The organism is Mucilaginibacter sp. 22184 (assembly GCF_052045695.1).
Lineage (GTDB): Bacteria > Bacteroidota > Bacteroidia > Sphingobacteriales > Sphingobacteriaceae > Mucilaginibacter.
Map to the genome: position 1 here is coordinate 137,360 of NZ_JBQEPI010000002.1, position 13,708 is coordinate 151,067.

Here is a 13,708-nt window from a genome sequence, read left to right on the forward strand (position 1 = left end):
TTATAATTTTCCCTGAAGTATATAAGTTACCCTACCGGCCTCTTTCTCTGATCTGATGCTTACCTTATCTGGCCGGTTACCATTTTCGTCATAAATTACCACTTGATTGATGCCAGCTTTTAACCAGCATTCGGGTATGTACATGCCAATATTGCCCACCTTTTCGGGGTAACGGCCCAGGTTATGGCCATTCACCCAAACAGAACCATAACTCAAGCCATCGGTATAAACCCGCCATATCAAATGTTTACCTTTTGGTTGCGGCACAGTAAATTGTGACCGGAAAAACTGTGGACCTGCGAATGAGGTTTTAAGCACTGGTTTATTCCAGCCATCAACAGCATCCGGATTGCCCGGCCCCCCAAACATTTTCCAATTATTGATGATCATAGCATCACCTATGCTGTTTATTTTTACAGGCCGATCAATACCGCCTTCGTTGGAGTAGTTTTCGATGAATAGTGTAAGCATGATCGGCTTTTTAAGCGTAGCGGTATCATTAATTTCCACAGCAAATGGCGAGTTCCAGCCTTTATGTTGTGCTACCTGCTTACCGTTGATAAATACTGTGGCGTCTTCGTCCACACTTCTGAAATTGATGGTAAGCTTATTAGGATTGCCTGCCTGAACCGGGATAGTAGTTTGAAACCAGCCAAAGCCCTCCTGCTTGTTAAATACATCATCACCAATTTTATATTTTTTCCAGCTGATAGTGTCAAAAACCGGGATGTTGTTTTTTACATCAGCAGCTTTTTCGGCTTTGGTAAAATACCAATTGCCGATAGTAGATATAAACGGTCCACCCTGTTTGAGCTGAACCTGACCCGATAAGCCTTTCTTATCCACATCAGTTATCGAACCGATGTATGCAGCCAGCTTATCGCGACCATCGTGCGCAGTAAATACAGCCAGTGTGTGTTTGCCTTTTTCCAGATCAAATGTCACCTCGCCGTCCCTAACTTTCCATTGAACAGTCTTCCTGCCATCAACAAAAGCTGTAGCCCTATCTCCACCATCAACCTGCATGGTATACCTTCCTGATGTCGGTACATCCACCGAGCTACGATACCAGGCATCGGCAGTCAGGTTGCCATCAGCGCCCATTTGTTGAGGATCGGCGGAACTAAACCAGTTGGTATCATTATAAGCTGGCGCCGCATAAACAGCCCCATCTTTGTTTTGCCATGGAGATAAACTTATGTTTGAATTATATTTTATATCATGCTGATATACAGATTTTAAAAGAGATGAAATATTATTTTGATATAACCAGATCTGCCCATCTTTTTTACCTGTTAAAAGATATTCGGCAGTGGCTTGTAACTGACCATTTTTCAGTTTAACATCGGCCAGGTAAGATACACCGCTGATAATAGCATTTGAACCCGCCTGCTCTACTATCCAGGTTTTATCCATTGTTTTGGCATCCATGGTTAAAATACGAACACGCTGCCCACCTACTTCAAATGAATATTCGCCTGGTTTGTCTGACTGAGTAGTTAACAGATCGATATTACCATCGCTTACTTTAAATCCGGTTGTTCCTTTAGGTACGATCGCTTTTCCTCCCGCCTTAAAATAAAGCGCTACAGGACTGCCTTTTTCGGTTTCGGCCAAGATGGTTGTGGTATTACCTTGCTTTACCAGCCCATATATACGTGTAAACGCCCAATTAAGCGTTATCTGGTTATTGATGATGTAATTGTGCACCAAAGGATATATCTCACCCGGAGCCAGCATTAGAGTGGCTACAGGTATGTCATTATCAACTTTAACAACTGCTTTGAGTGCCTTCTTACCTTGATTATCTAAAAAGACCAGATCACCAATATCGGCCGATCTTGCGGTAACTTTTAAACTGCCGTCTGTTGCAATATCTTTATAAGCGGCAGTAGCATCGGTGCCATTCTCTAATATATCCTGGAAACTACGGGCAAAAAAAGCGGCGCGCTTAAAACCGTAATAAATAGGCCGGATATCGCCAGTCTGCCCAACTGCCGAACCGTAATCATAGGATGCTGCATCTTCATCATTATTGGTATAACCAAAATTCGAGCCGCCATGAGCCATGTAATAGTTGTATCCACCACCACCGTGCGCTATTATTTTCCAGGTGCGACGGGCATACACTGCCGAATCTGTTGGCTTAGCGCCATATTGAGAGTACCATACACTCCAAAACTCGGTTGAAAACCATGGATTAGGTCGTTTTGGGTCATCCAATGTACCATCGCCTGCAGGGTCACTGGCATGGTGCAGGCCGCTAAAAAAATACGGCACTTGTAAACCTAAACTTAGTGCCTTGCTTTGCAGATGTTTAAAATAATTATCTGGTGTTACCGTTCCCCATCCATTATTATGCTCATTCTCCAGCTGCACTAAAATTACCGGGCCGCCTTTGTTGATCTGCTGGTTAAAAACGATGGGTAATAACTTATCAAAGAAACGGTCAACGTATTTCTCAAACTCCGGGTTATCTTCCCGCACACGGAGGCCTGGTTTAAATTTCAACCATAATGGATAGCCGCCCAGATCCCACTCGGCGCAATAGTAGGGCCCTACCCTAACTATGGCATACATACCCAGGCTCTTAACCGTAGTTAAAAATGCGTTCAGGTCATGATCGCCTGCGAAATTGAATTTACCTTCCAGTGGTTCATGAAAATTCCATATCGTGTATACTTCCACGCAATTAAAGCCGGCCCTCTTTAATCGTAACAATCTATCATACCATAGCTGCCGTGGAATACGCGCGTATTCTAAGCCTGCCGATGCCAGGAAAGTACGTTTTCCATTTATTAAAAACCCTTTACTATCAAAATTGATGAAGGGCTTAGCTGTTTCCTGCGCAGGAAATATATGATCATTTATAGCCTGGCTGTAACCCCGATTGCTTCCAGCCAGCATTGCAACAACCAAAAGCGCGGTATAAAAACGTTTGTTCATTATTTACCGTTGATAAGCTTGCTGAATTATAGGGCTATATTTCTTAAATAATTGCTTGGCTTTTTCTACAGAATTACCGCTGATAGTATTTGGATATGCATTATCGTGTTTGTTTACCCATTGCCATTCCCAGTCTTTTACCTGCTTGTCAAAAGCAAGCTCATCAAATTTACTGCCCGAAGCCAGTGATTTATTTAACTGGTCAAAAAACAGAACCCAACGCTGTTTATAATATCCGTTGATCAATCCAGCCCATTGACGGTTGGAATATTCTCGCAAGCCACTTTCTTTATCGCCCCAAAGTGTAACCAGATCGCGGGCGTTAAACTCATACAGGTTCTTTTCTTTTTCGGTGATGCCGTTAGCTCTGGCTTCAGCTATCCATTTACCCAACAGGAAATCTTTACGGGTACTCAACAGCGCATCCATATCATCCATGAGTTGTAAAAACTGGCTGCTGTATAACTTAAATTGTGCCTTATCCCCCGTATGGTATGCCTTTACCATTTGCTGTTGCAGCGGACTTGCATAGTTGGCCAGCACTTGTCGCGTAATATCAACCAGATCATATTGAAAGCCATCGCTTTGTTTTAGACTGTCCGAAGCGTTGATGAACAGCCCCCAGGCTTTAACCAGTTGCGCAGGGTCATAGTCCAGTTTGGTTAGTACCCTATCGATAGTTTTCTTAAAGGTAGGCCGGGCCACGATAATAGATTCCGGGCCACCTTCTGTTAGGCCCCCGGAATACACGGTATTTAATAATATTTGCCAGGCTTCATTTACCTGTGTGTTGCTTTGGCCATAACGTCTTTGCGCGTAGTTAGTCAACCATTTATCCGCATCAATCGGGGTATCAGTCCAAACATTTTCCAACATCAGGGCAAACAGCGCTGGGTTTTGCTCGATACCTTCGGGAGTAATGCCTATGCCCCGCATATTTTTTGATTCGGGATCATGCAGGGCTATCGCCGGATCGGCCGCCACATGGCGCATACGACCAAACAGACTGATATTGCCGCCAAAGTTTTGCAGCATGCTCCAGATCCATGGTTTGCCGTAATATGCTTCGGTACGGTTCCAAACCGGATGTGCGTCGCTATACAGATCCAAAACGATCATTTGTTCGTTAGGTACCGCGTTTAGCAGCGCCTTGATCTGCTGGGGCTGCCAGAATTTGTTGTTATAGTGGAACATCCAGCCTTGCATCACCCAAATTGCTTTGGGATCAGCTGCGGCCATGGAATTAAAAACCTTTTTACTCATGCCATCCAAGTAAGTAGAATCATTTGTTGGCGGCACGTTTTCATTAAAAGTATCGGCAGAGTACAGGTGATCTGTACCAAACTCTTTGGTTTGCGCCTCTATATATTTTTTACCGATGGTTTCAAACATCGGATCGTCGGGGTCGAGTATATAAACATCCGGAAAACCGGCATCCCAGTTGGTTTTTTTAACCTTTGCATCGGGGAATTTTTCTTTAAAGGATGGCGGAACGTGTCCTGTAAATGAAGACAGTACAGGTTTCATACCAAAGGAACGTTCACGCTCCAATATTTTCTTTTGCAGCTCTTTGTGGGAGTCCATCCAATGCTGTGGCAGCGGACCACCCCAGGCATCAATGTTACCCATCCAAAACCAGGCAAAATAAGCAGGACCGCTAAAAAACTCATCCAGTTGTTTATCGGTAAAGCCCATGCTTTTGTATACGTTTTGCCAAACGGCTTCTTCGCCGGTAATGGCCAATGGCAGATTGATGCCGTTTAGGGCCATCCAATCAATTTCTTTTTGCCAGCGGGCCCAATCCCACCAGGCCATGGAATAATTGTAGGTACAATAATTTAAATAATAGCGATATTGATATGGCGTGGCTTTCTGTACCAGTCCCTTTACTACAGGCAGTGTCGCCGGTAAATTCAGGTTGGTACCATTCCACCCGATATCACTAAAACAATAAGTTTTAAGATAGTAGTTTAATGCCGAGGCTACGGACAAGCCATTATCACCCCGTAAAACTATTTTACCATCCTTGTTGTCAAGTTCAAAAACATTTTTACCATTTTGCTGTGGAATAGCCTCGATAATAAAGGAACTGCTTTTGCCGGGAATAACCCGTTCTATAAAGGCATACAGTGCCTTTTGATCAACCTGGGCACTAACCTTAAAGGCAGATGCCATAACAACGAGTACAAGTAAATACTTTCTCATTTAATAATTTTATTGAATAATAATCGTGATGATACGAGAATAACGTAGATGTGTTTTATAAAATGCCGGCAACCAAAATAAAAAATCCTGCGGGAGACTCCTTATCCTGATTACCGGCAATTTATACTATCATCTTTTAGAAATTAGGATTTTGTTTCAAAACACCTTTACTCTTGTCAATTTCAACCTGAGGAATTGGGTAGTAGTAATGTTTCGGCCTAACAAAAATTACATTCTTATTTTGATCGATTGGAGCTTTAGATATCGATAAATTGTAGATAGCGGCAATATCAACTATTTTGTCTTTATCCCAACGCATCAGGTCCTGGTGACGCTCGCCTTCGCCGGCAAGTTCCACACGACGCTCATGGATCAGTTCTTTCATGCCCGCGCCTGATACCGGTTTTAGCAAAGGCGATGCGCGATGCCTCACCTGGTTGATCAGGGCATCCCCTGCCCCTGCTCCTTGCGTACGGATCAAGGCTTCGGCAACCAACAGGTAAATATCTGCAGAACGCATTAATGGTACGGCAAAAGAGTGATCAACACCACCACCTGCCGTTGCACTGTTAAATACCGCGTATTTACGGAAAACATAACCAGTGGCAGAAAGATCTGACGTAAATGTAGTCAACCCTTTACCATCACCAATATCAATTTGGTCACCAACCCCTAAAAGCGTTGCTTGCTTACGTGGGTCATTGGCTTCAAACTCATCGGCCAGTCCTTGTAATGGCTGACTAAAGCCGTAGCCGCCCCATGGACGAGGAATGTAATACACGGTAAAGTCGTTTTGTATTACATTTTGAATGGCTTGTATGGACAATAATAATTCTGTGTTATTGGCAGGAAGTTCATTGGCACGGGTAAAATTCGACTGGTAATTAGCAGCTAACGCATAGTTAGGATTGCTTACCACTTGTTGCCCGGTTGCTATAGCTTCCGGGAATTTTTCCCAGTACATATACAATTTGGTTAACAGACCAAGCGCTGTGCCCTTGTTTACACGACCGCGATCGGCCGGGCCGTAGCTTTCGGGCAAATTGGCAATAGCGAGTTTCAGATCTGATTCAATTTGTTTGCGTACATCCTCAATAGGCGATTTAGGCACATTGAAGTTTTGTTTGGTGTAGTCATCCTCGGTAATAATGGGTACATCGCCATAAATTACCATCAAACGCCAGTAACCAAAAGCCCTGAAAAAATATGCTTCGCCCATGCTGCGTGTTTTGATGGCAGGGGTTATATTGGCGATCTTAGGGATATTGATGATACAATTGGTAGATCGGTTGACTGTTTCATACTTCCATTTCCAGCTATAGTTAACCTGCGCATTGGAGGCATCGTATGTTAAATTCTCTATAGCTTCGTCCTCACTGTGGTCACCTGAGCGCCAGTAATCATCAGAGGCCACATCAAAAGTAGTTTCGGCATGGGCTATATAATCTTCTCCCTCCAGTAAACTGTATATACCGGTTATAGCGCTAACCGCCTGTGCTTCGTTCTGGAAATAATTATCGCTATTGTAAGCACCTTTCTGATTCAGGTCAAGTGCTTTTTTACAGCTGCTTGTAAATAACAGTGCCGCTGTTGCTATATATAATATGTTTTTTGCTTTCATGAGGTTATAGTTTTGCGGTTATACCAAATGTTATTGTGCGTACTGCCGGATACTGGGCCACATCAACCCCTCTTTGCAGGTTACCACCATTGTTGTAACCCAACTCAGGCGTATAACCGGAGTATTTGGTGATGATAAATACATTTTGACCCGATGCATATAACTTTATACTGCTAAAGGTTGCCTTTTTGCTCCATTCTGCTGGCAGTGTGTAACCGAGGGTTACATTTTTAAGCGAAAAATAGTTACCACTCTCAACAAACAGATCAGATGTACGATAGTTATCATTTGCACGATCTAAAGACATGCGGGGGATAGTATTGCTGGTACCCGGTCCGGTCCAGCGACCCAACGTTGATGCGTACATATTAAACGGATAGGTTGGGTCAATACCCTGCATCCTATCGGCATTGTATAAACTAACACCAAAAACACCCGTAAAATTTGCCGACAGATCAAACCCTTTGTACGATAAGCTTCCCTGCAAACCTGCTGTTACATTTGGATTTGGATTGCCCAGGTTGGTACGGTCGTTACCATCAATCAGCCCATTGCCGTCCAGATCCCGGAAACGTACGTCGCCTGGTTTAATATTTCCTTTACGCGGGTCGTTTTTCAGGGCCGGATCATTGTCGATATCGGCCTGAGTCTGGTATAAGCCATTGGTTTTCCAACCATAGAAAGACGCGATCGGCTGACCTTGGTAAGTTCTGGAGATCTCCTGATTAGAGCGTCCGTAAAGAACCGATCCAATATATGAACCCTCGCCATCAAGATGGGTAACCTTGTTTTTAATAAATGATGCGTTAGCACCAACACTAAACTTTAATTTGTTACCGCCCTGATAATTTGCTTCAACCTCAATACCCTTGTTATTCATGGAACCAACATTTTGGCTCGGAATATTAACAAGGCCAAAAGTCCCTACCGTAGGCGGAGAGTAAAGCATGTCGCTGGTATTTTTATTAAAATAAGTAATGGTGGTGTTAAGCTTATTGTTTAAAAAGCCCGCTTCCAAACTTACATTGGTCATGGCGGTAACCTCCCAATGTATGTCGGGATTGGCTATCCGGGTAACGGCTCCTCCGCTGGCGCTTGTTCCGCCAAAGGCATAGCCGCCGTTGCCATAGGTATTGTTAACCTGTATTAAACTTAGGTACTGAAACGTATCGACACTTTGGTTACCCAAGCGGCCATAGCCTCCGGTTAGTTTCAGGTTACTGATCCAGCTGATATTTTTGATAAACTCCTCCTGTGATAAGCGCCAGCCCAGTGAAAAAGCCGGAAAATAACCCCAGTGATTGGTAGGTCCGAATCTTGATGAGCCGTCAGCACGGAATGTCGCGGTAGCTAGAAACCTGTCATCGTAGTTATAAAAAGCCCTTCCAAAAGCCGATTGCAATGACGATTGATCGGGTGGCAAAGCTGTAGCAAACTGATCTTGACCCAGGTAAAGGTACCGCTGATCGGGTGAAGTATCATCAAACCCAATCCTTTGCGCGGTAAAGCCGTTATTGGTATTAAACTTTTGGTACGAATAACCGCCCGTAACCGTTAGGTGACTTTTTCCGAAGACTTTATCATACGTAAGAAAAGCTTCCAGCAATTGGGAATATTCGTCTGTTTCAGATTGCTTTAGTGAAGAACTGTTGGTAGGTCGTGCCTGGTTAATATCCTTAATATCAAACTCATACTGACGGCCTATATCGCCATCAAAGGCATAGTTGACACGCAATTTCAGATCTTTGATAAACTGCACTTCGGCAAAAGCGTTTGCTAATGTCCGGTATTTGCGTTTATAGGCGTCCGTTTCCTGAATGGTTGCATACGGGCTATTGATATCGCCCAATTGATTGGCAAAATTTCTTGATGTTCCAAAGCTGCCGTCAGGATTTACCAATGGTATAGCCGGATTAAAGCGAAGTGCCGAGAAAACCAAACCTGTTTGTGAGCTGTAAGTATCATACCCGTTATTATCAGTATAAGTTAACTGTATGTTTTCGCCCACTTTTAACCATGGTTTCAGTTTATGCTCAGAATTGATCCTTACGCTGTAACGCTTAAAGTCGCTTTTGTCAATGATCCCCCTTTCATCGTAAATAGAGGTTGAGAAGTAATAGTTTGATACCTCATTACCACCATTTATATTGATATCGCCGCTGCTTACATGGCCTGTTCCCATAATAGCGCGTTGCCAGTCGGTTCTTTGGGTGGCATAATAACTATCATTCCATGGCGCGTCAATAGCAACACCATCATTGGTATAACGTTCTCTTTTCAGTTTATACAAATCAGGGGCTGTGAGTAGGTCCAGGTACTTAACCGATTTTGAAAAGCCGTTATAAAAATTAACTGTAGTGCTTAGTTTCTGGTTATAAGTACCTTTTTTAGTAGTTACCATCACCACCCCGTTTGCCGCCCTGGTACCATAAATAGCGCTTGAAGATGCATCTTTCAAAACGTCAACGCTGGCAATATCATTGGGGTTAAGATCGCTAAATGCATTAGGGTCAAATGTAGGTACACCATCAATTACAATTAATGGATTGGCGTCATTGATAGTACCAGTACCGCGAATACGAATACTTGGGGCTGCTCCCGGTGAACCATTGTTGCTTACAATGTTTACACCGCTGGCACGGCCATCCAAAGCCTGTGCTGCCGAAGCTACCGGCAAATTTTGAATATCACTACCCTTAACATTGGCTACTGAACCTGTAAGGTCTACTTTTTTACTGGTACCATATCCAACCACAACCACCTCATTTAGGGCTGATGGCAAAGCATCCATAGTAATAGTTAAGCTTTTGTTGCCGGCAATGGGTACTATTTTTTTGGCAAAGCCGATATAAGTTAGCTCCAGCGTACCATCGTCGGGCGCGTTGATACTGAAATTGCCATTCACATCTGATGTTACACCAATATTTGTTCCTTGCAACTTAATGCTTACACCAATTAAAGGCTCGCCTGTTTTATCAACTACTTTACCTTTAATAATAGCCTGACGATTGGCATCTTCCTGGTTGGATATGATAATCACATGATCATCCGCCATTTTGTAGGAAAGTTTACTATCAATAAGGCTGTTCAATATCTGATCTATCGTGGCATCTTTTACATCCAGATCAACCTTGCCCAATTTTTTGATGGCCGAGTAGTTGTAAAAGAAACGATAATCACTTTGTTTTTGAATCTTGGTTAAAATATTGCTCACATCGGTTTGCTTTACGCTGAGTGTAAACTTTTGTTGAGAATACACTGTTGCCGAAACTTGCATGCATGTAACCAGAATTAGGAGGAAAACTGCTTTCATCAGCAAAATAACTTTTAGACATACGGGAGCCCCCTGAAGCGGAAATACCCTTCTTGTTTTTTTCATTACATTTGTTTTGAAAATTAAATGGATAGAGTAAGCACTGTGTTACAATACCTTACTCTTGTTAATAAGTCCTATTTGTTTTTACAGGGAGGAGTGCCAGCTCTTCCCTTGTTATTTGGAGATGTCAGGAATCTGATAAGTAATTTTTCAATGTCATACGCGTTAGTTTTAGGGGTTAGTTAAATTGATTTTGTTTTTATTTTTTTGACAAGTAAACCATCTTCCCATCCATGCGGTAATTGAATGGGGTTGTTATTTCAATGATCCTAAGAGCATCCTGTAATGATTCTTTATCCAACAGACCACTTATTTGTTCTGCTTTAAGTACCTGGCTTTCAAACACAATCTGTACATTATATTTTCGTTCTATCTGTTTAGCAACATCTTCAAACAGCTCATTAGTAAATAATATCCGGTTATCAAGCCACGCGGTTTCTTTGATCTCATCGACCTTTACAATGGGCAATGTAATTACCTGGTATTCTATTTTGGCTTCCCTGAGATCACCAGAACGCTGTGAATTAGTTTGTGGTTGATTAGCTACCAATAGCTTTTCGTTGGGTAACAGTACTATATTCTTCTCGAGGTTATTTTTCAGTTCAACCTGTACTTTACCCTTGAGCAATGTGGTCTCGATGTTTTTGTCGTTATTATAGGCTTTAACATTAAATACTGTTCCCAGTACTTTTATAGTTAGTTTATTGGTATGTACAAAAAATGGCCGTTTAGCATTATGGGTTACTTCAAAAAAGGCCTCTCCAGTCAGGCTCACTTCCCTGGTATTTTTTGAGAAGGTTTCGGGATAAACCAGCGTGCTTCCTGCATTCAGCATAACCTTAGTACCGTCGGGCATTATTAACTTTTGAGTTTTGCCATAGGGAACGCGTGCCTCATGTTCAACCAGTTTTGCAGCCTCATCTGTTCGGTTAGTGTTCCGGGTATACCATAAACCACTTACGATACCTAGCACAACTACAGCCGCTGCTGCCCACCGCCAATAAAACAGGAATCTTACTTTGTTTTTAAGAGTGCCGGAGTTTTCCTCGGTGTTTTTTATTTTATACCAGAGCTCTTCAAGTTTAGTGCTGATATCTTTCTGTTTTGTTGCGTCGGCTTGCTTTGTGTTGCCTTTTAAAGCATCAGTTACCTGGTGCAGTTTTTTAGACTCCGGAAATTGTTCAAGAAATGTGTTAAGTTCGGCTAATTCTTTAGCAGTGGCGGTTTTGCCCATGCTTTTAGCCATTAACTCAATAAACCTGGATTTGCCCATAATAATTAGTATACCCCGTAAGGACACACAACTCTTAGGTTTTTCCTAAAAGAAATAAAAAAAAATTGAAGAAGACATTTTAGAATATTATTTACCCCTAAGCGCGTCATCTAACTTTTTAAGGGCGATGGCCAATTGCGCAAAAACAGTTTTATTGGAAAGGCCAAGAATATCGGCAACTTCATTGCAGGACAAATCGTCCTCCTTAACCATTTTAAATATAAGTTTGCAGCGCGGCGGTAATTGATTAACAGCATTTAAAACCCGGGCCTCCAATTCCTTGCTGATCAATAAATGAGAAGGATCAACTGATAATCGAAAATAATAGGTTTCAACAAGCTGAAGTTCTTTTATTTTTTTTGTAGATGTGTTGCGCAGGTGATTCAGACAGGCATTTTTTATTAATACATACAGATACACCTGCACATTCCGGATAGTATCCAGATCTTGACGACCTATCCATATTTTCAAAAATGCATCATTTACAATTTCCTGTGCAACTTCCCGATCGCCAAGAATCGAATAAGCAAATTTATTAAGCCTGGATTCATTCAGTGTGTACAGCTCACTAAATGCAGTCTCGTCTCCATGAATCTGAATACGACGAATATGTTCCTGTGTATCCACAACAGACGACATTTTTAATAGGGGCTTAATTAATTGAGAAATGCTTTTACAAGCAAAAGTGTAAATTTATTATAACATAATAATGGACTATATTGGCATATTTATACATCAAGCAAAATATAATCCATCATTTTATAATAATTAGGTAACACGCATGTGGGTTGGTATGCTCAGCTAAATTTAGGCGCATCATAAATAGTTGGCTACCATTTGTCGCCATGCACGAGCCTGATGTGCTTCGTTATCCCATATGTACAAGGAATTGCTAATACCTTTACTTGTTAGCAGATTACTTAAGATTTGGTTATTCTCTAATAATACATCTTCTTTACCAACAGCCAGAACAATGTACAGTTGTCTTAATATTTCAAGCTTATCTGCATCCGTTAAATTGGGAATATATTGTAAAGGCATGTTAAAATATACATTCTCATCCCAATACCCCTCTAACAGGTCTTCATAATGACCTATCTTGCTGGCCAAATCATATCTCCCACTCATGCCAACAACCTTATTAAATACTCCGGGATGCCTTAACGCAATGTTTACCGCATGATAAGCGCCCAAACTACATCCTGCTGCGATTTTAAAGGAGTTAGGGTTTTTAACATCCATGTATGGCATAACCTCCCCGAGGATATATTCTTCGTATTGAATATGCCGTGATATTTTCATCGAGGGGTGAAAGCCAGAACTATAAAAACTTTCGGTATCGAAACTATCGACACAATAAACCTGAATATATCCACTCTCAATTTTATGACGCAGCGCTTCGATCACTCGCCAGTTCTCATAATCATAAAACCGCCCCATTCTTGCTGGAAAAAACAAAACAGAAGCTCCGCCATAGCCAAATATCAGCATCTCCATATTTTTTTGAAGAACGGGGCTATACCATTGCGTGTATTCTCTGTCCATACCTTATGCAAGATGCCTCTATGGTGTGATATTTATATTAATTCTGCATGAAAATTCTCCGAAAGCCTGGCATAAATTGCTTGTTTCCATAAAGCATAGCCCTTTTTACTTAGATGGAGTCCGTCTGACTGAAAATATTCTTTATCAGGATACCCATCTTTATTTAACATTTTATGATATATATTGATAAATTTCCAGTTATCATCACGTTTGATGATGTCATTTTCAATAATATTATTGGTGTATCTGAGCGAATTAATCAGATCCCAGCGGGCTATGCTAGGTTTAATGGATACATAATAACAGGGTATAGTCCCAAATCTTTGTGCTATTTGATTGGCAAGTTGTTCAAAAAAAATAAATATTTCTTCCGGATGCCTTCCATCACCTAAATCATTATCCCCCGCATAAATTACTATGGATTTGGCATCGTAAGGCGCAACAATGCGATCAAAGAACCAGGAGCAGGCAGCAAGTGTTGAACCTCCAAAACCTAAATTAATTGGATTAAAGGATTTAAAATCGTCAAATAAAGTATCCCATAACCTTATAGATGAACTTCCATAAAACAACGTCGACGGCTCATGGGTTAGTTTTACCCTTTCTTTCTCAAGCCCCTTAACCTCATCTTCATACCAATACATACACTTAGCTATAATAATATAGGGATAAAAGTATAAAATTACAGCTAAATGCCAAGATGTACCGCGTTGTTACTTTGTATTTACTGTCTTTGATCAGA

The 13,708-nt window shown here is 41.7% G+C and carries 8 protein-coding genes; all 8 read right to left on the bottom strand.

All coding sequences use genetic code 11. The features are described 5' to 3' along the window. The 8 genes from ACTJKG_RS05820 to ACTJKG_RS05855 all read right to left on the bottom strand — a co-directional run bounded on the left by ACTJKG_RS05820 (window position 1) and on the right by ACTJKG_RS05855 (window position 13,610). Window positions 1-2,946 (bottom strand): beta-galactosidase, encoded by a 2,946-nt coding sequence (locus ACTJKG_RS05820; protein ID WP_440738605.1) that lies wholly within the window; start codon window positions 2,944-2,946, stop codon window positions 1-3. Between the two features lie 3 nt (window positions 2,947-2,949). Then, window positions 2,950-5,151 (bottom strand): alpha-N-acetylglucosaminidase, encoded by a 2,202-nt coding sequence (locus ACTJKG_RS05825; RefSeq protein WP_172333250.1) that lies wholly within the window; start codon window positions 5,149-5,151, stop codon window positions 2,950-2,952. 136 nt (window positions 5,152-5,287) lie between these two features. Further along, window positions 5,288-6,772 carry a RagB/SusD family nutrient uptake outer membrane protein gene (locus ACTJKG_RS05830; protein ID WP_172333249.1) on the bottom strand — a complete coding sequence of 495 codons (1,485 nt, stop codon included), beginning with the start codon at window positions 6,770-6,772 and terminating at the stop codon, window positions 5,288-5,290. A 4-nt stretch (window positions 6,773-6,776) separates the two neighbouring features. Next, complete coding sequence (locus tag ACTJKG_RS05835; RefSeq protein WP_440738606.1) at window positions 6,777-10,049, bottom strand: TonB-dependent receptor; 3,273 nt, start codon at window positions 10,047-10,049, stop codon at window positions 6,777-6,779. Between the two features lie 298 nt (window positions 10,050-10,347). Then, window positions 10,348-11,421: a FecR family protein gene (locus ACTJKG_RS05840; RefSeq protein ID WP_440738607.1), complete on the bottom strand. Its 1,074-nt coding sequence runs from the start codon at window positions 11,419-11,421 to the stop codon at window positions 10,348-10,350. 87 nt (window positions 11,422-11,508) lie between these two features. Further along, on the bottom strand, window positions 11,509-12,048 hold the full coding sequence (locus ACTJKG_RS05845) for an RNA polymerase sigma-70 factor (protein ID WP_172333246.1): 540 nt from the start codon (window positions 12,046-12,048) through the stop codon (window positions 11,509-11,511). Between the two features lie 189 nt (window positions 12,049-12,237). Further along, window positions 12,238-12,966 carry an esterase family protein gene (locus ACTJKG_RS05850; RefSeq protein ID WP_440738608.1) on the bottom strand — a complete coding sequence of 243 codons (729 nt, stop codon included), beginning with the start codon at window positions 12,964-12,966 and terminating at the stop codon, window positions 12,238-12,240. A gap of 32 nt (window positions 12,967-12,998) precedes the next feature. Beyond that, complete coding sequence (locus ACTJKG_RS05855) at window positions 12,999-13,610, bottom strand: GDSL-type esterase/lipase family protein (protein WP_440738609.1); 612 nt, start codon at window positions 13,608-13,610, stop codon at window positions 12,999-13,001. Between the last annotated feature and the right edge of the window lie 98 nt (window positions 13,611-13,708).